Below are 18,831 nucleotides of genomic sequence, written 5' to 3' on the forward strand. Positions count from 1 at the left end.
GAAGCTGTTCGCAGGTCAGGGAAGAAGATCCACCTGCTCGTCGGGCGCAGCCCGACATCGGGAGTTCCAGGGGGTCGCGCCCCCTGGGCAGACATCGTCGTGTGGCCGCTGGGAGCCGCCCGGAGGGCGGCGAACAGGGTTCGCCGCTACACGAGGTGACCGTCGCCGATGGCGACCCAGGTGGTGGAGGTCAGCTCGGGCAGGCCCATGGGCCCCCGGGCGTGCAGCTTCTGGGTGGAGATGCCGATCTCGGCGCCCATGCCGAACCGCTCTCCGTCGGTGAACCGGGTGGAGGCGTTCACCATGATGGCGGCGCTGTCGCAGGTCGCGATGAAGCGGCGGGACGCGGCGAGCGAGCGGGTGACGATCGCCTCGGTGTGGCCGGTGCCGTAAGCGCGGATGTGCTCCACGGCGGCGTCCAGCGACGGGACGACCTTCACCGCGAGATCGAGCGAGAGGTACTCGGCGCCCCAGTCGTCCTCGGTCGCGGCCAGGGCCTCCGGGGCGACGGCCCGGACCGCGTCGTCGCCGTGGACCGTCACGCCGGCCTCGGTGAGCGCGCCGAGTACCCGGGGCAGGAACTCGTCGGCGACGTCGGCGTGCACGAGCAGGGTCTCGGCGGAGTTGCAGACCGACACCCGCTGGGTCTTCGAGTTGAGCGCGATCGCGACCGCCATGTCGAGGTCGGCGGCCGCGTCGACGTAGACGTGGCAGTTGCCGACGCCGGTCTCGATCACCGGCACCGTCGACTCCTCGACGACGGCGCGGATCAGCCCCGCGCCACCGCGCGGGATGAGCACGTCGACCAGCCCGCGCAGCTGCATGAGGTGCTTGACCGACTCGTGGTCGACGCCGGGGACCAGCTGGACGGCGTCGGCGGGCAGCCCCGCGGCCTCGGCCGCGTCGCGCAGCACGCCGACGAGCGCGATGTTGGAGTGCACCGCGGAGGCGCTGCCGCGCAACAGGGCGGCGTTGCCGCTCTTCAGGCACAGCCCGGCGGCGTCGACGGTGACGTTCGGCCGGGCCTCGTAGATGATCCCGACGACGCCGAGCGGGACGCGCACCTGGCGCAGCTCCATCCCGTTCGGCAGCACCCGGCCGCGGATCACCTCGCCGACCGGGTCGTCGAGGCCGGCGACCTGGCGCAACCCGTCGGCCATCCCGGCGAGCCTGGCCTCGGTGAGGGTGAGCCGGTCGACCATCGCGGCCGCCGTGCCGGCGGCCTGGGCGGCGGCGACGTCCTCGGCGTTGGCGGCGAGCAGCTCCTCGGCGCGCACCAGCAGCGCGTCCGCCATCCCCAGCAGCGCGGCGTCCTTCGCGGCCCGCGACAGTGGGGCCAGCGCCGCCGCGGCCCGCTTCGCGCGCACGGCGCTTGCTCGGACGTCCTCCGCGGAGACCTGCATGACCGTTCCCTTCTCACCGGGCCCCAGGGGTCACCCCTGAGCCGGCATCGCGGTCCACCGAACGGCCGACCGAAGATCAGCGAACATGCCGAACCGGCGCGGCGCTGGCGCGGCGCACCAGTCTCCGAGGCTACCTTCCCCCGCGCGGCCGACGCGCGTGAGACGGGCGCCCGTGAGACGGGCGCCAGCCAGCGTGGATGGTGCTGGACAGCCTGAGGCCGCGCGGCTGACCGCGCGGCCTCAGGTCTCCGGTTCCTGGAGCTGTGCCTGATCAGAAGCTGCGCCTGGATCAGGTCACCGCCTGTACGGTCAGTCGGCCGCGCGGGCGAGCTTGGACGGCCACCAGATCTTCTTGCCGATCTCGTGACTGAGCGACGGGACCAGGATCGACCGCACGATGATCGTGTCCAGCAGGACGCCGAACGCGACCGTGAAGCCGACCTCGGCGAGGAAGACCAGCGGCAGCACCGCCAGCACCGCGAACGTGGCCGCGAGCACGAGCCCGGCGGAGGTGATGACGCCGCCGGTGACGGACAGCCCGCGCGTGATGCCACTGCGCGTGCCGAACATCAACGCCTCTTCTCGCACCCGGGTCATCAGGAAGATGTTGTAGTCGATGCCGAGTGCTACCAGGAAGACGAAGGCGAACAGCGGGAACGCCGGATCGGCGTTGGCGAAGTCGAACACGTGGTTGAACATCACCGCCGACACGCCCAGGGACGCGGCGAACGAGAGCACCACGGTCGCGATCAGTAGCAGCGGGGCCACGAGCGCGCGCAGCAGCAGTCCGAGCACCAGGAGGATCACCAGCAGCACGATCGGGATCACCAGGTTGCGGTCGTGCCGAGAGGCCGCGTTGACGTCGTGGTTGACCGCCGTCGAGCCGCCGACGAGCGCCTCGGCGCCGGGCACCGCGCGCACGGCGTCCCGGATGCGCAGGACCGTGGCGTCCGCCTCCGACGTGTCGTACCGGTAGGCGAGCGTCGCGTCGATCGCGAGCCGGCCGTCGACCGGCTTCACCTGGATGGCCGCCGGCGGGCAGGCTCCGCCGGCCAGGTCGGCCGGCGTGACCGCCCCGGACTTCAGCGCGTCGGGGATCTTGCCGTAGTCGACCTCGACGCAGACCGAGCCCGGCTTGGTGTCCACGCCCTGGACCTTGGACACGGCGGCGATCACGGCGTTCGCCTGGTCGGCCTTCGCCGTGATGACCGCCGGGGCGCCGGCACCGGCGTCGAAGTTGGCGTCGAAGATCTTCTGTCCGACGATCGCGTCCGGCTCGGAGGTGAAGCTGTCCATCGTCGACAGGCCGCCGGTGCGCAACCCGGGCAGGAACGCGACGCAGATCAGCAGCAACACGGCGGTCGAGATCCAGCCGAGCCGGGCGCGCCGGCCGACCAGCTCGGCGATCCGCGCCCACCGGCCGTGGGTGGCGATGTCGGCCTGGTGGTCGACCTTCGGCCGGCGCGGCCAGAACACCCACCGGCCGAACAGCACCAGGAACGCCGGCAGGAAGGTCAACATGAACAGCATCGTGCAGGCGACGCCGATCGCGCAGACCGGCCCGAGGCTCTTGTTCGAGTTCAGCTCGCCGAGCGCCAGACAGAGCAGACCCAGAACGACGGTGATACCGGACGCGGCGATCGCCGGCGCGGCACCCCGCCAGGCCGCGAGCATGGCGTTCATCCGGCTGGCGTGGTCGTGCAGCTCCTCCCGGTACCGGCTGACCAGCAGCAGCGCGTAGTCGGTGCCTGCGCCGATCACGATGACCGACAGGATGCCCTGGCTCTGGCCGGTGAGCGTCAGCACGTCGTGCTTGGCCAACGGATAGATCACCAGCGAGGACAGGCCGAGCGCGAAGACCGAGCTGAGCAACGGGAAGAACCACAGAATCGGGCTGCGGTAGACGACGAGCAGGATGATGATGACGACGAGACCTGCCGCTAGCAGCAGCTGCCCGTCGAGCCCGGCGAACGCGTCGATGAAGGCCACGAGCAGGCCGCCCGCGCCGGCACTGTGAATCTTCAGGCCGTCGGGAGCCTCGTCGCGGGCCGTATCAATGATCGACTTCTCGGTGTCGCTGAGCTTCTCCCCGTCGACCTCGACGTCGCCGTTCTTGCCGATCAGCGGAACCGAGACCGAGGCGACCGAGCCGTCCTTGTTGAACTGGGTCGGCCCGATCTGGTCGGCGGCCACCCCGTCGATCTTGCCGAAGGCCGCGCGGTCACCGTCGATCTTCGTCTTGTCGCCGTCAGTCAGGCCGCCGTCGCGCTGGTAGACGATGAAGCCCGGGATCGTCGCCACGGAGCGGTACTTCTCCGACTCGGTGTCGACCTTGGTCGACTCGGCGGACCCCGGCAGGTACGAGGCGTTGTCGTTCTTCTGGACCTCACCCAGCTTGCCCTGGAAGGGCAGGCCGACGACGCCGACGATGAAGAAGACGAAGACGACGCCGACCGCTCCCACCCACCTGCGCCACGACGGGCGGCGCTGGTCCGGCGGCGCGGGCGGCGGTGAAGGCGGAGGCAGCTGGGTCTCCGAGCTGTCCTGCTCGGGGGCCACGTCCCTCATGGTGTTCTCTCCCGGTCGGTTCTCGGGCTCGCTCGTCGTCGACGGCGCAGGCGGCGGTCACTCGTGAACAGGCGTGCGGGTGTGGCGGGCGGCGCCGGCAGGCGCCCGGTGACGGCGCCCGCGAGCCACGTGGGGCTGTCGCCACCGGACGGCACCGAAGGTACTGAGCAGGTACGACAGCTCCCGTTCGAGGCGAGTGACCTCGATGATGTCGCGGCCGCCCGACGGCGCCCATCCGTTATTCGGTTGATAGGCCACTCAACCGCCCGGCCCACCCGGCGGACCGGGCCGCCCCGCACGGCGTCCCGAACCCGCCCGCGCAGGCCAAGGAACTCGGCGCGGTCATCGAGAAGACGGCCCAGATCTGAAAAACGCATCGGCCGATCGGCAAGAAGTGAGGTAGGACACAGCGGGTGCCACACCGCCTGGACACCGGCGCGCCGCCCACGCCCCAAACAGTCGTGGATGGCGGCGCGATGGTCACTGGAGCTGTCCACCGGCTTTGGGTCCAGAAAACCGGCGGCTCCTGGCGGCCCCAGACCCCCGGGGCCGGGTGGGGCTGGCCCTACCTCGGCGGCGGTCAGCCATCGCGCGGGCGAGCCGCGCGATGCCGGTCGCCATCCGCCGCCGGGCCGGTTCGTGGTGAGGTCATGGTGACCAGCCTGCTGCCTGGCGTGGCTGGCGTCGTCAGCCCGACGGCGGCATCGACGTACGTCCGCGCGCGTACGAACCGCTACGCCAGCACTCCGGCCGCGCCGAGCGGGCACGGGGTGCGAACCGGACACGAACGGATCGCCTACGCTACCGATGCTCTCGGCATCTCCACCGATCCGCCGCCCGGTGCTCGACGCCCGGCGCCCGGCGCCGCTGGACGCGGCTTTCACCGATCCGCCGCCGTGCCGCGGCGACGCGCGGGCGGGCCCGGCCCGATCGGCGGGGAGGGCTCGGACCGGCGGGAAGGGGGGACATGCTCGTCCTGCATACGTCCGACTGGCATCTCGGGCGCGGCCTGCACGGGTATGACCTCGGCGCCGCGCAGGCCGCGTTCGTCGACCACCTCGTGGACGTGGCCCGCGCCGAGCGCGTCGGCCTCGTCGTGGTCGCGGGCGACGTGCACGACCGGGCGATCCCACCGTTGAGCGCGCTGCGCCTGTTCGACGAGGCGCTGTCCCGGCTGCGCGACACCGGCGCCCGCGTGGTGGTCATCAGCGGCAACCACGACGCGCCCGCGCGCCTGGGTGACAAGGCCGGGCTGCTCGACCCTCGCGTCCGCATCCGCACCGACCCCGCCGAGCTCGCGACGCCCGTCGTGGTCGAGGACCGGTTCGGCCCAGTGCGGGTGTACCCGATCCCCTACCTGGAGCCCGCCGCCGTCGCCGACCTCCTTCCCGAGGTCGCCCTTCCCGAGGTCGACGCCCCAGGCGACGGACCAGCCGGCCAGGGCGCCGATGCTGACACCGCCGGCCACGGCACCGGCCCGGACGCCGGCCTCAGTGCTCTGGCGAACGAGCGGGGTGGCTACCGGGCCTCGACCGGTGACGCCGCGGGGGTCCCGGCCGGACTGGCGCCCCTGGCGGTCGCCGAGGGGCCGGCCGAACCGCCCTTCCCGGGCATGGTCTCGCTCTTCGACGACGACGAGCTGGCGCCTAGCCTCATACCCGCTCCGGCGCGCCGCCCGGCCGCCGCCGGCCGGGGCCGGGCGGCGCCGCTGTCCCACGCGGCGACGATGCGCCGGGCGATGGCCGCCGTCCGGGCCGACCTGGCCGGCCATCCCGGCGCCAGATCGGTCGTCGTCGCGCACGCCTGGGTCACCGGCGCCGCCGGCAGCGACAGCGAGCGCGACATCAGTGTCGGCGGCATCGCGCACGTCCCGGCGTCGCTGTTCGACGGCATCACCTACACCGCGCTCGGCCACCTGCACCGGCCGCAGCGAGTCCAGGACAGGGAGCAGGTGCGCTACAGCGGCTCACCGCTGGCGTACTCGTTCTCCGAGGCCGGTGACGCGAAGGCCACGCTGCTCGCCGAGCTCGGCCCGGCCGGCCTGACCAGGGTGGAGGCGATCCCCGTCCCGACGCGACGGCGGATGACGATCCTTCGCGGCCGGCTCGCGGACCTGCTCACCCGGCTGGAGTACGGCGAGCACGCCGACGACTTCATCGCCGCGGTGCTCACCGACCAGGCCCGCCCGATGGACGCGATGACGGCGCTGCGCGAGCGTTTCCCGCGCACCCTGGTCCTGCGCCACGAACCGGAGGACGCCGACGCCGCCGACACCGGCTCGTTCGCGCGGCGCACCCGTGGCCGCGACGACCTCGACGTCGCCGCCGACTTCGTCGGCTTCGCCCGCGGCACCTCAGCGACCGAGGCCGAACGCGAGCTGCTCGCCACCGCGCTCACCGAGGCCCGGCTCGCGGCCATGGCGGCGGAGGCCGGCTGATGCGCCCGCATCGCCTCGAGCTGACCGCGTTCGGCGCCTTTCCCGGCGTCGTGGAGCTCGACCTCGACCAGCTGGGCGCGGGCGGCCTGGTGCTGCTGTGTGGCGAGACGGGCGGCGGGAAGACGACGCTGCTCGACGCGCTCGGCTTCGCGCTCTACGGCGCCGTCCCCGGCCTGCGCGGCGTGCGCGACCTGCGCTCCCACCACGCTGCCGCGGACGCGGCCCCGCGGGTGCGGCTGGAGTACTCGGTGCCGGCCGGGCGTTTCCGCGTCACCCGCTCCCCCGGGTGGGACCGGCCGAAGCGCCGCGGCACCGGCACGCAGCGGGAGCACCCGAAGGCGACGTTGGAGAAGTGGACCGGATCAGGCTGGCGGACCGAGGCCACGCGTAACGACGACGTCGGCCTGGAGATCAGCCTGCACCTCGGGATGAAGCCCGAACAGTTCTTCCAGGTGGTCATGCTCCCCCAGGGCCGGTTCGCCGACTTCCTGCACGCCGACAACGACGCCCGCGAGGCGCTGCTCAAGCAGCTGTTCAGCGTCGGCCTGTTCGAGCGGGTCGAACAGTGGCTCGCTGACCGCGCCAAGCGCGCAACCGACGACTACAACGTCGCCCGCCAGTCCCTCGACCGCGTCCACGCGAAGATCATCGAAGCCGCCGGCCTGGAGGGCCACCCGGACGACGATCGGCCGAAGGACAGCCTGCCGGCCGACGAGTGGCGGGACGACGCGACGCCGGGCGGCACCGATGAACGGTCAGGGCCCGGCTGGGTGGCGTCCCTCGCCGAGGCCGCCCGTGCCGGGCAGATATCCGCCGCCGCGCGCCGCGACGCCGCCGCGCGGGCCCGCGAGCTCGCCGACCACCAGCTGGCCACGACCCGTGAGGCGGCGCGGCGAGCCGAGGATCGGACCCTCCTGCGCACCCGGCTCCTCCAGCTCGACGAGCTCGCACCTGAGATCAGCTCCCTCGCCGCGGAACTGGACGCGGCGGGCCGGGCCGGTGCGGTCAGCCGGGCCGTCGCCGACGCGGCCGGGCGGGCCGACGAGGCCGGCCGAGCCACCCGAGACGAGGCCGCGGCCCGCGCCGCGCTCGACGCCGCCGCCGTGCCGTCCCTTGACGTGACCCCCGAGCCGGCCGGGCAGCTGCGCGCCAGCCCCGACGCGGACGCGGACGGGCTGGGCTGGCTCGCCGCGCATGCGCATACCGAGTCAGGCAGGCTTGAGGTGCTGGCGCTCGCGCTCACCACCGCCGACGAGGCCGAGCGGGAGGTGGCGGCGGCCGACCGGGACGCCCTCATCCACGCCCAGGCCGCCGAGGTCCGCGTCACCGAGATCGAGACGACGTTCCCCGCCGTCCGCCAGACCGCGCAGGCCCGCGTCGAACGGGCCAGGCAGGCGGCGCGGATCGCCCCGGCGCTCGCGGAGCGCGCTGACCAGCTGGCCGACCTCGCCGACGCCGTCCGCGCCCGGCAGGCGGCGCTTCTCGCCGCGGGCGACACCCAGGCCGTCGCGGTCCGCGCCCGCGCCCGCGCGGCCGAGCTGCGCCAGCAGCGGTTCGACGCGATCACCGCCGAGCTGGCCGCCGCCCTCGCCGACGACGCCCCCTGCCCGGTGTGCGGCTCGCTCGCCCACCCCGACCCGGCCGAGGTCCGCGCCGACCACGTCAACAAGGACGACGAACGGGCCGCCGACGAGGACGCCTCGCGGCGCGAGGCCGCGGCGCGGGATGCGCAGGGACGCGTCGCCGGGCTGACGGGGCAGGTGCGCACTCTGCGCGCGACGCTGCTGCGCGCCCCGGAGGCGCTGCGCGCCGACGAGCCGGCCGCCGCGGGCGCGGACGCGGGCGCGGGCGCGGTCCAGGAACTGCTGGGCGAGCTGCGCGGCACCCTGCTCGACGAGGCGGTGCTGCTCGCGGGACCGGCCGACGGCGCCGACACCGCGGCCTACCCGGCCGGCCTTTCCGCCGGGGACGGCCCGGGGCCGGCCGAGGGCAGTGCCGCCGAGCTGGCGGCGGTCGCGCGCGCGTTCGCGGCGTCCGCGGCCGATGCGGCCACGACGGCGGGCGACCTTGCCGGCGCGGAGGCGGAGCTCGCCGAACTCGCGCGCGCCGAGACCGCCGCGCACGCGGACCTCGCGACCCATCGCTCCGAGGAACGCCAGGCCGGGCTGCGCGCCGCGGCGGCCCGCGACCGGGCCGCCAGGGCGCTGGCGAAGGTTCCGGACCCGCTGCGCGACCGCGCCCGGCTCGCGCAGCGAGTCGACGCCGTGGCGGCGTTCGCCGGCAGGTGCGAGGCGGCGCGGGAGGCCGTGCTCACGGCCGCCCGGGCGGCGGGTGAAGCCCGGCGGGCCGAGGCCGCGGCGACCGCCGCCGCGACGGAGGCCGGCTTCGCCGGCCCGGCGGATGCCCTGGCCGCCGTCCGTGACACCACCTGGCTGGCCGATGCCCAGGCGCGCATCCAGGCTCACCGGGAGGAACGAGTCAAGGTCCAGTCCCGCCTGGAGGCGCCGGAGCTGGCCGGGATCACCGACGACGCGCCGATCCCGCTGGAACAGCACGAGCGCGCCGCCCAGGAGGCGAGGACGGCGCACGAGGACGCGCTGGCGGCCGTGGCGACCGCGACCGAGCGGTCCCGCCGGCTCGCGGCGCTGGTCGAGGAGTACGCCGGCGCGTACGCGGAGTTGGCGCCGCGCAGGACCACGGCGGACCAGCTGCGCGCGCTCGCCGAGCTTGCCACCGGGCGCGGGGGCAACCTGCACGGCATGCCGCTGTCGAGCTACGTGCTGGCCGCTCGGCTGGAGGAGGTCGCGCAGGCGGCGAGCCGGCGGCTGTCGGTGATGAGCGGCGGGCGCTACACCCTCGTCCACGACGCCGGCGAGCGCCGCGACCGGCGGCGACGGGCCGGCCTCGGCCTGCTCGTCGAGGACGCCTGGACCGGCCGCTCCCGCCCGACGGCGACCCTGTCCGGCGGCGAGACCTTCCAGGCCGCGCTGTCGCTGGCGCTGGGGCTCGCCGACGTAGTCAGCGCCGAGTCCGGCGGCCACGCCATCGACGCGCTGTTCATCGACGAGGGCTTCGGCACCCTCGACCCCGACAGCCTCGACGAGGTCATGAACGTCCTCGACGAGCTCCGCTCCGGCGGCCGCCTGGTAGGTGTCGTCAGCCACGTGGCCGACCTCCGCCTCCGCATCCCCACCCAGATCCAGGTCCACAAGGGCCCAAACGGCAGCACCGTCGACACGACCACCTGACCGGCGGTCGGCAGCTGCTGTCGCGGTCGCCAACGTCTGCCCCGGCCTTGATCGTCGCCGACGTGTTGTCAGGGTCGTGATCTGGCCGCATCCGCGACGACGACAACACGTACGCGGTGATCACGTGGGGCGAAGGATGTCCGCAACGGCATCTACCAGTCGTCAGGCTTTCGGATCGCGCGGCCATCAGCGTCGCGGAGGATCGCTGGAAACTGGCATCGGGCCAACGTCGAGGGTCTCAGTTGCCGAAATAGGTTCCACGAAGCGCTCTACTCCGCCGCGCCGCTGGACGAGGATTCACTTCTGCTAGGCTAGCTACACCCCCCAGGGATCTAGGTCGCTGGGTCGAGGCCCGCTTCGGCGGGCCTCTGTTTTTTTGTCCTGATCCGAGGTTGGCAAGGCCCGCTTCGGCGGCCCTCGTTTTGTGCGGCCAGTCAGCGGGTGCGCAGGAGGAGGACCAGGTCGTCGCGGTGGACGACCTCGCGTTCGTAGCTGGGCCCGAGGTCCGCGGCCAGCTCGGCGGTGCCGCGGCCGAGCATGCTGGGCAGCTCCGCGGCGTCGAAGGCGACGAGGCCGCGCGCCACCGGGTGGCCGGACGGGTCGACGAGGTCGACCGGGTCGCCGGCGGAGAAGTCGCCGTCGACGGCGGTCAGGCCGGCGGGCAACAGCGACGCCCGGCGGTCGACGACCGCGGCGACCGCGCCGACGTCGAGGTGCAGCCGGCCCTGGGGAGCGGTCGCGTGCTGTAGCCAGAGCAGCCGGGACGCTCGGCGCGGGCCGGTCGGGTGGAAGACCGTGCCGACCTCCTCACCGGTCAGCGCGGCCGCGGCGAGCGCCGCCGACGTGACGATCGTGGTCACCCCGCCGGACGCGGCCATCCGGGCCGCGCCGATCTTCGTCGCCATCCCGCCGGTGCCGACACCGGCCGCGCCGGCGCCCTTGACGGACAGGCCCGCCAGATCGGTGTCCGACCGCACGTCACGCACCAGGTTCGCCGGCCCCAGCCGCGGGTTCGCGTCGTAGACCCCGTCCACGTCGGACAACAGCACCAGCAGGTCGGCGGAGACGAGATGGGAGACGATCGCGGCGAGGCGGTCGTTGTCGCCGAAGCGGATCTCCTGGGTGGCCACGGCGTCGTTCTCGTTGATGATCGGGACGATGCCGAGTTCGAGCAGCCGGTCGAGCGCGGTGCGGGCGTTGCGGTAATGAGTACGCCGGATGACGTCGGTCGCGGTGAGCAGCACCTGGCCGACCTGGTGACCCGAACGCCGGAACGCCTCCGCGTACTGGTGCACCAGCGCGCTCTGCCCGACGCTCGCCGCGGCCTGCAGGGTGGCGAGGTCGCGCGGCCGGCGCGCGAGCCCCAGCGGGGCGAGCCCGGCGGCGATCGCGCCGGAGCTCACCAGCACCAGCCGGCGCCCGGCGAGCGGGCGTACCGCCGCGACGAGCGCCTCGAGCCGGTCCGCGTCCAGCCCGCCGGCGGCGGTCGTCAGCGACGACGACCCGACCTTGACGACGACCCGTTGCGCGTGCTCAACGAACGAACGCACGCCTACCCCTCGTCCCCCGCCCCGCCAGACCGGCCGCCGGCCGCGTCCTCGTGGTTCCTGCCTTCGTCGTCCCTGTCTTCGCCGTCCGCATCCTCGTCGTCGCGCTCCTGGTCGTCGCCGCTCCAGGCGGCGTCGTCCCAGCCCGCGTCCCGCTCGCCTGCGCGGGTGACCACACCGTCCTCGTCGACGACGACGCCGCCCAGGGCGTCCTCGAACACGGACTCCACCTCGTCCACGTCGGTCAGCCGCCGGGCCGCGCGGGCGAGCCGCTCGCCGCGGGTCAGCCGGACCGAGGTGCGCAGCCGGTCGTCGCTGCCGCGCGGGCCGAGCAGCTGCTCGGCCGAGCGCCCGCGGCCGGCGGTGCCACCGATGGTCGCCACCGCGCCGGTCTCCTCGTCGGCGCGAGCCGCCGCGTAGCCGGCGAGGGCGCCGCGACCGGACAGCGTCGGTTCCCAGTCGAACGTGACATCGCCGATCGTGACCTCGGCCCCCGGCTCCGCGCCGAGCCGGGCGAGCTCGGCCTCGACGCCGAGCCGGCTGAGCCGGTCGGCGAGGAAGCCGATCGCCTCGTCGTTGGTGAAGTCGGTCTGGCGGATCCAGCGCAGCGGCTTCGCGCCGGTGACGACGAATCCGTCACCGACGGCGCGCACGGCGAAGTCGGGCTCGTCGACCGCGCGGGGGCGCAGCACGATCCGCGTCGCCGACGCCACCGGCGACGCGCGGCGATGCTCGGCGACCATCCCGGCGAGGTACAGCGACAGCTGCCGCACGCCCTCCCGGGTCGCGCTGCTGATCGAGAAGACCTCGAGGCCGCGGGCCCGCAGGTCGGCGGTGACCATCTCGGCGAGGTCCCGGGCGTCCGGGACATCGATCTTGTTGAGGACGACGATCCGCGGTCTGCCAGCGAGATCGGCCGAGTAGGAGGCCAGTTCCGCCTCGATCACGTCGAGGTCGGAGAGTGGGTCGCGGTCGGACTCCAGCGTCGCGCAGTCCAGGACGTGCACGATCACCGAGCAGCGCTCGATGTGGCGGAGGAACTCCAGCCCCAGCCCGCGACCCTGGCTAGCGCCTGGGATCAGGCCGGGTACGTCCGCGACGGTGTAGGGCGGCAGGTCGCCCGCCTGGGCGACGCCGAGGTTCGGCACCAGCGTCGTGAACGGATAGTCGGCGATCTTCGGCTTGGCGGCGCTCAGCACCGAGACCAGCGACGACTTGCCGGCGCTCGGGTAACCGACGAGCGCGACGTCGGCTACCGACTTCAGCTCCAGGACGGCGTCGAGGCTCTCACCCGGCTCGCCCAGCTCCGCGAACCCCGGGGCCTTGCGCCGGGCGGACGCGAGCGCCGCGTTGCCTCGCCCGCCGCGCCCGCCGTGGGCCAGCACGTACACACTGCCGGCGCCGACCAGGTCGACGATCTCCTCGCCGTCCGGGGTGAGCACGACGGTGCCGTCGGGGACGGGGAGCACGAGGTCCTCGCCGTCGGCGCCGCTCTTGTTCGAACCCTGCCCCGGCCGGCCGCTGGTGGCGCGGCGGTGCGGGTGGAAGTGGAAGTCGAGCAGAGTCGTCACGCTGGCGTCGACGACCAGCCTGACGTCGCCGCCCCGGCCGCCGTTGCCGCCGTCGGGACCGCCGAGCGGCTTGTACTTCTCTCGGTGGATCGACGCGCAGCCATGCCCGCCGTCCCCGGCACCGGCGTGCAGAATCACCCGGTCGACGAACGTGGGCACTGTCCCGAGCCTTTCGATCGCTTCGCGCTACCTACGGAATACGCGCTACCTACAGATGTTGCCTGAGTGTCATCGCGCCCGCGGTGTTCTCGTGAACCGCGAACATGCCGAAGGCCGCGCCGGGCATCTGGCCAGCCCGGCGCGGCTTCTGCGTAAACCCGCGCCACGACCCTGGTAAGTCGGGCGAAGCCCGACATCGGGGGTCCGGGGGTCGCCCCCCGGAGCAGACATCCTGATCTGGTCACCCGGGAAGCCGACCGAAGGTCGGCGACAAGGGTGACCCGACCAGGTCAGCCCGCGTCAGGCCGCGGCGGCTGTCTCCAGGGCGACGATGTTGATGACGCGGCGACCGCGGCGAGTGCCGAACTGGACGTGGCCCTCGGCCAGGGCGAACAGCGTGTCGTCCTTGCCCCGACCGACGAGCGCGCCCGGGTGGAAGTGGGTGCCGCGCTGGCGGACGAGGATCTCGCCGGCCTTCACGTACTGGCCACCGAACCGCTTCACGCCCAGCCGCTGGGCGTTGGAGTCACGACCGTTGCGCGAGGAGCTCGCGCCCTTCTTGTGCGCCATCTCGATCAGGCCTCTTTGGTCTCGATGCCGGTGACCTTCAGCCGGGTGAACTTCTGGCGATGACCCTGCCGCTTGTGGTAACCGGTCTTGTTCTTGAACTTGTGGATCCGGATCTTCGGACCCTTGACGACGCCGACGACCTCGGCGGTCACCGCGACGGACGCGAGCGCGTCCTTGTCGGTGGTGACCGACTCACCGTCGATGAGCAGCAGCGCCGGAAGGTTCACGGCCACGCCCGGCTCACCGGGGAGAAGCTCGACGTCAACCACATCGCCGACGGCGACCCTGTGCTGCTTGCCGCCGCTGGCAACGACCGCGTACACCAGTTCTCCCTGCTCCTGGGGCCCACGCGCACCTCGAAAGCCGCCGCGCGAGCTCATCTCCTCAGGTGCCCAGTGCCCGTGCGCTCCGGCCACACCGGTCGCGCAACCACCCCGGATCTCCCAAACGGAGTCACCCTGGGGGCCCGCGCGACGCTCAGTCGATCTTGTTGAGCTGGCCAAAGCCCGTCCGGAGTGGGCACCAAACCTACCCCGTGTCGCTCCACCCTACAGGCCCAATGGCGAAAGGTGCTGACCGGCACCGCCTCATCCACGCCGGTTGCCCGCGCGGCGTCCCGGCCGGCGCGCGGCGTCCGCCCAACATCAGGCTCGGTACCGCCTCAATACCGGCCGCTCTCCGCTGGTAGCCAGTCCGGATGGGTACACGAGGCCGGCGCGGGCGGGTGGCCCCGTGCCTAGGGCGGGATCACGGGCGGGTGATCCGGACGTGTCATGGTCACCACCCCGGCCGCCGAGGAACGATGGTTTCGGCGACGGAGACGTCCGGCGGGGGCGGGAAGGGCGGCCGGGGGATGACCGAGATGGAGTGGGAGACGGCGACCTGGGTGGCCGGCGCAGTCGCGCTGGTCGCTCTCCTGGCGGTGCCGGTGGCCTGCTGGGCGACGCTGCACGGACGGGCGCTGACGGTGCGCCTGGCGGCGGCGACCGCCGCCGCGCGTCGCAACGAGGCGGCCGCGCGCCTGGGTGACCAGGACGATCTGGTGCAGACGCTCGTCGTCGCGACCTACGCGCTGCAGCTCGGCGACCACGACAAGGCCAGGGACGCGGTGGACGGCGCGCTGCGCCGTTCACGGGTGGCCCTGGACCAGTTGCTCGTCGAAGCCGGCCGCTGCGCGCTCGCCGGCCACGACCGTGACCGGACGCCTCCGGACGGGACGGCCGGCGATGCTCGGGACACCCGCGCTGCCGCCGGCCACGACGAGCCGCTCATCCGCCAGCGGCCGGCGCGGCCGGACGCACCGATCCCCACCGGCCACCCCCGCCACGCCGCCTAGTCCCGTTCAGCGCCAGTCGGTTGACTGGCGCTGAACGCTGGCCCTACTCGGCGGAGGCGCTGGCCTCCACGGACTCCGTCGGCTTCGCCACCGGGCGGGATGCCCGCCGCGGCCGACGGCCACGGCCGCCCGCCGAGCCCGCGTCGACGGAGGCGCTGTCCGGATCGGCCGAGTTGGCGAACACGGTCGGCCCCCCCGGCGCGGCGTGCTCCGCATCCTCGGTGGCGCCGGTGGGCGCGCCGCCGTTCTGGTGGCCCTGGGGGTAGGCCGCCGCGCCGTTCACCGGCCAGCCGGTGCCAGCCGGTTCACCGACGGATGCCTGGCGGGCCTGGTCGTCGCCGGTCGCGATGGCGACCGGCCAGCCGGTGCCGGCCGCGGCCGGCACCGGCTGGGCCGACGTGCTCTGGGCCGGCTTCGGCTCCGCCTGCTGGGCGGCCGTCGGCGCCGGTGGGACCACGTCCGCGGAGATGACCTGGCTCGTCGCCCGGCGGGCCCGCCGGGACCGGCGGCCGCCTTCCCGCGAGGCGCCGGCCTCGGCGCCTCCCGTGGTCTCGACCGCGGCCTCGCCTGGCCCGGCGACCCCGCTGTGGCCGTCGGGGAGACCAGCGGCCTCGGGGATCTCCAGGTCGCTCTCAGCCACGCCTGGCTGCTCGCCGTCCCCGAGGGTCGCGGCCGCGAGCGCGGGGATGGCGCCGCGCCGGCCGGCGCGCCGGAGCGGGGGCACCGGGATGGGCGTGGGCGGCGGCGTCTGGTGGCCGTCCAGGTGGATGAGCACACCACGCCCGTTGCAGTGCGCGCAGGGTTCGCTGTACGCCTCCAGCAGGCCCTGGCCGACCCGCTTGCGGGTCATCTGGACCAGGCCGAGGCTGGTCACCTCGGCGACCTGGTGGCGAGTGCGGTCCCGGCCGAGGCACTCGGTGAGCCGGCGCAGCACCAGCTCGCGGTTGCTCTCCAGGACCATGTCGATGAAGTCGATGACGATGATCCCGCCGATGTCGCGCAGCCGCAACTGACGGACGATCTCCTCCGCGGCCTCGAGGTTGTTCTTGGTGACGGTCTCCTCGAGGTTGCCGCCCTTGCCGGTGAACTTGCCGGTGTTGACGTCGACGACCGTCATGGCCTCGGTCCGGTCGATCACCAGCGAGCCACCGGAGGGCAGCCACACCTTGCGGTCCAGTGCCTTGGCCAGCTGCTCGTCGACGCGGTACTCGGTGAACAGGTCGATCGTCCCGACGTGCCGGCGGACCCGGGGACGCAGGTCCGGCGCGACCATGTCGACGTAGTTCTCGATGGTCTCGGCCTCGCCCGAGCCCTGCACCAGCAGCTCGGTGAAGTCCTCGTTGAAGATGTCGCGGATCACCCGGACGACCAGGTCCGGCTCGCCGTACAGCAGCGCCGGGGCACTGGCCTTCTGCGCCTTGCGGGCGATGTCCTCCCACTGGGCCGCGAGGCGTTCGATGTCCCGCTCGAGCTCCTGCTCGCTCGCGCCCTCGGCGGCCGTCCGCACGATCACGCCGCCGTCCTCGGGGGTGATCTTCTTGAGGATGCTCTTGAGACGGGACCGCTCGGTGTCCGGCAGTTTGCGGCTGATACCGGCGCTCTGCCCGTCCGGCACGTAGACCAGGTAGCGGCCCGGCAGGCTGATCTGGCTGGTCAGCCGAGCGCCCTTGTGCCCGATCGGGTCCTTGGAGACCTGGACGAGCACGGACTGGCCCGGCTTGAGCGCCTGCTCGATCTTGCGCGGCCGGCCCTCCAGCCCCGAGGCGTCGTAGTTCACCTCGCCGGCGTAGAGGACGGCGTTGCGGCCCTTGCCGATGTCGACGAACGCCGCCTCCATGCTGGCCAGCACGTTCTGCACCCGGCCGAGGTAGACGTTGCCCGCGTACGAGGCGGAGCTGGCCCTGGTGACGAAGTGCTCGACGAGGACGCCGTCCTCGAGCACGGCGATCTGGGTGCGGTCGCCGGCGTTGCGCACGAGCATCCGGCGCTCGACCGACTCACGACGGGCGAGGAACTCCGACTCGGTGACGATCGGCGGTCGGCGCCGGCCGATGTCACGGCCCTCCCGGCGCCGCTGCCGCTTCGCCTCGAGCCTGGTCGACCCGCTGACCCCGCGGACGAGGTCGTCGTCGCGGCGCGTCTCACGGACGTGGACGACCGTGTTCGGCGGGTCGTCCGGAGACGACGAGGTCTCCTCCCCGCCGGGTGAGGCCCGGCGCCGCCGGCGCCGACGGCGGCGTGAGCCGGGCCGCCCGTCGTCGTCCTCGTCCTCGTCGCCCGTGTCGGCGGCGAGCTGCTCGTCGGCCTCGTCGTCCTCGGCCTCGTCGTCGTCCTCGGCGGCGGGCTGCCCCGCGTCGCCCTCACCGGCCTCGGCGGTGGCCGCCTCGGTGGTGTCGAAGCCGTCCTCGTCGCCACGCGCCCGGCCCCGGCCACGCCGGCCGCGCCGGCGGCGGCGGGTGCCGGCCAGGTCGGCGTCCTCCAGGCCCGCCTCAGCGTCGGCGGCCTCGGGCTCCTGGGTCTCCCCGGTCTCGAGCACGGCAAGCTCGACGAGCTCGTCGCCGGCCTCCGTGGCCTCCTCGGTCTCCCGGACGGCCACCTCCGGCGCCGCCCGGTCAGGGCGCTGCTCCCCGTCGCGGGGACGGTCACGATCCCGGTCGCGATCACGGTCGCGTTCGCGGCCACGGGGGGCCGGCGGCTCGTGGGCGGCCAGGTCGGGTGCCTGGAAGGTCACCGCGGTCACCGGGCGGCGGGCCACGCGCGGCGTGGACTCCTGGGTGTCGAATCCCGCCGAGAAGGTCGACCCGGCACTCCACCGCGGAGCGGCCGACCGGCCGCCTCCGCCCGTCCGTGCCGGTGCCTCGGCGGTCGGTGTCTCGACGGCGGGTGCCTCCGCCGCGGGTGCCTCCGCGGCAGGTGCCTGCGTGGCGGGTACATCGGTCTGGGCCGACGGCTCAGCCTCGGCCACCTCGCCGGCCGCGGGCTCCTCGGTGGCGCGGGTGCGCCGGCTGGCGGCGCGACGACGCGTCCTGGCCGCCGGGGCGGCCGGCTCGGCCTCGGCGGGCACCTCGGCCGCCGGCTCGGAGATCTCCGGCGTCTCGACGGGCTGGGCCACGGCCGCGGTCGGCTCGCCCACGGCGGGAGGAACGGCCCCGGTGGGCGTCCCGGCCGTTGGCGCCTGTGCCGTCTCGGCGGACGGTTCGGCCGGCGTGGACGCGCCGCGACGGGCGGCCCGGCTTCGGCGCCGTACCGGCGCCTCGACCGGGGTGGGCTCGACCTCGCCGGTCGCCTCGCCGGCAGCCGGCGCGCCGGCCTCGGCCGTCGACGGCTCAGCCGGCGCCGCGGCGACGGGAGCGGTGATCTCCGACTCGGGAAGCGGCGCGACGGGCGTGAGCACGGCCCGGACCGCGCGGCGTGCGCGCGACCGGCCGGGTGCCTTGGCTGGTGCCTCCTGGACCGCCGGGTCGGAGTCGACCGGCGGCGTATCGACCGGGGCGACGGCGACCGGCGCGACATCGACCTGCGTCGTGCTGGTTTCCGCCACGGCCTCGGTGGGCTCGCTCGCGGGCGCCGGCGGCTCGGCCTCACCGGCCGGGGCGGGTACGACCGCCCCGGCCGCCGGGTCGAGTTCGTCCTCGTCCGCGGATTCCATGTCGGTCACGGGTTCCGGGTCGGTCGTGGCCAGTACGGCCGGCGTGTCGGTCGAGTCCAGGTCGACCGGGGCCCCACTGGCGGTGGGTGGCTCCAGGCCGTCGGCAGGCTGCTCGAAGGGCAGCTCGACGGATGGCTCGCTGGGAGGACCGGCTGGTCGGCCGGCCGCGCGACGGCGTCGAGGCGAGAGGGCGGGCTGTTCCGCCGTCGTCGCTGTCTGGTTGTCGTCGCTGGGAATCTGAGTGTCGTCGGGCACGGGATATGAAGCCTCCGGGCTCCCGGGCGCGCTGCCTCAGGGCAGTCGCGGCCGCGCAGAAGCCACTGTCTCGTCCGGCGGACAAACC

General features: G+C 74.1%; 10 protein-coding genes. 3 read left to right on the top strand and 7 right to left on the bottom strand.

The features are described 5' to 3' along the window. Positions 1-146 precede the first annotated feature (146 nt). Both FRCN3DRAFT_RS0228775 and FRCN3DRAFT_RS0228780 read right to left on the bottom strand, forming a co-directional pair. Positions 147-1,403 carry a glutamate-5-semialdehyde dehydrogenase gene (locus FRCN3DRAFT_RS0228775; protein ID WP_007514041.1) on the bottom strand — a complete coding sequence of 419 codons (1,257 nt, stop codon included), beginning with the start codon at positions 1,401-1,403 and terminating at the stop codon, positions 147-149. A gap of 309 nt (positions 1,404-1,712) precedes the next feature. Then, complete coding sequence (locus tag FRCN3DRAFT_RS0228780) at positions 1,713-3,971, bottom strand: MMPL family transporter (RefSeq protein WP_007514043.1); 2,259 nt, start codon at positions 3,969-3,971, stop codon at positions 1,713-1,715. A gap of 967 nt (positions 3,972-4,938) precedes the next feature. Here FRCN3DRAFT_RS0228780 and FRCN3DRAFT_RS0228785 point away from each other — a divergent pair. Together FRCN3DRAFT_RS0228785 and FRCN3DRAFT_RS0228790 are read left to right on the top strand one after the other, a co-directional pair. Continuing rightward, complete coding sequence (locus FRCN3DRAFT_RS0228785) at positions 4,939-6,408, top strand: exonuclease SbcCD subunit D (protein ID WP_007514045.1); 1,470 nt, start codon at positions 4,939-4,941, stop codon at positions 6,406-6,408. Further along, the gene (locus FRCN3DRAFT_RS0228790) at positions 6,408-9,656 is read left to right on the top strand and encodes an AAA family ATPase (protein WP_027141038.1); all 3,249 of its coding nucleotides are present in this window, start codon (positions 6,408-6,410) and stop codon (positions 9,654-9,656) included. The genes FRCN3DRAFT_RS0228785 and FRCN3DRAFT_RS0228790 overlap by 1 nt, the downstream gene beginning before the upstream one ends. Before the next feature lie 434 nt (positions 9,657-10,090). Here FRCN3DRAFT_RS0228790 and proB read toward each other — a convergent pair whose 3' ends face one another. The 4 genes from proB to rplU all read right to left on the bottom strand — a co-directional run bounded on the left by proB (position 10,091) and on the right by rplU (position 13,826). Further along, a complete protein-coding gene (gene proB / locus FRCN3DRAFT_RS0228795) occupies positions 10,091-11,206 on the bottom strand; it encodes a glutamate 5-kinase (protein WP_007517664.1) in 1,116 nt (371 codons plus the stop codon). A 2-nt stretch (positions 11,207-11,208) separates the two neighbouring features. Further along, on the bottom strand, positions 11,209-12,933 hold the full coding sequence (obgE, locus tag FRCN3DRAFT_RS46855) for a GTPase ObgE (protein ID WP_007517666.1): 1,725 nt from the start codon (positions 12,931-12,933) through the stop codon (positions 11,209-11,211). Between the two features lie 300 nt (positions 12,934-13,233). After that, a complete protein-coding gene (gene rpmA / locus FRCN3DRAFT_RS0228805; protein ID WP_007517668.1) occupies positions 13,234-13,503 on the bottom strand; it encodes a 50S ribosomal protein L27 in 270 nt (89 codons plus the stop codon). A gap of 5 nt (positions 13,504-13,508) precedes the next feature. After that, positions 13,509-13,826: a 50S ribosomal protein L21 gene (gene rplU, locus FRCN3DRAFT_RS0228810; RefSeq protein WP_007517669.1), complete on the bottom strand. Its 318-nt coding sequence runs from the start codon at positions 13,824-13,826 to the stop codon at positions 13,509-13,511. 479 nt (positions 13,827-14,305) lie between these two features. Between rplU and FRCN3DRAFT_RS46860 the strand changes: the two genes are divergently transcribed. Further along, complete coding sequence (locus FRCN3DRAFT_RS46860; protein WP_007517671.1) at positions 14,306-14,839, top strand: hypothetical protein; 534 nt, start codon at positions 14,306-14,308, stop codon at positions 14,837-14,839. Positions 14,840-14,882: 43 nt separating this feature from the next. On the opposite strand, the gene FRCN3DRAFT_RS0228820 is transcribed toward FRCN3DRAFT_RS46860, so the two are convergent. Beyond that, a complete protein-coding gene (locus tag FRCN3DRAFT_RS0228820) occupies positions 14,883-18,743 on the bottom strand; it encodes a ribonuclease E/G (protein WP_007517673.1) in 3,861 nt (1,286 codons plus the stop codon). Positions 18,744-18,831: the final 88 nt, after the last annotated feature.

The organism is Pseudofrankia saprophytica (genome assembly GCF_000235425.2).
Lineage (GTDB): Bacteria > Actinomycetota > Actinomycetes > Frankiales > Frankiaceae > Pseudofrankia > Pseudofrankia saprophytica.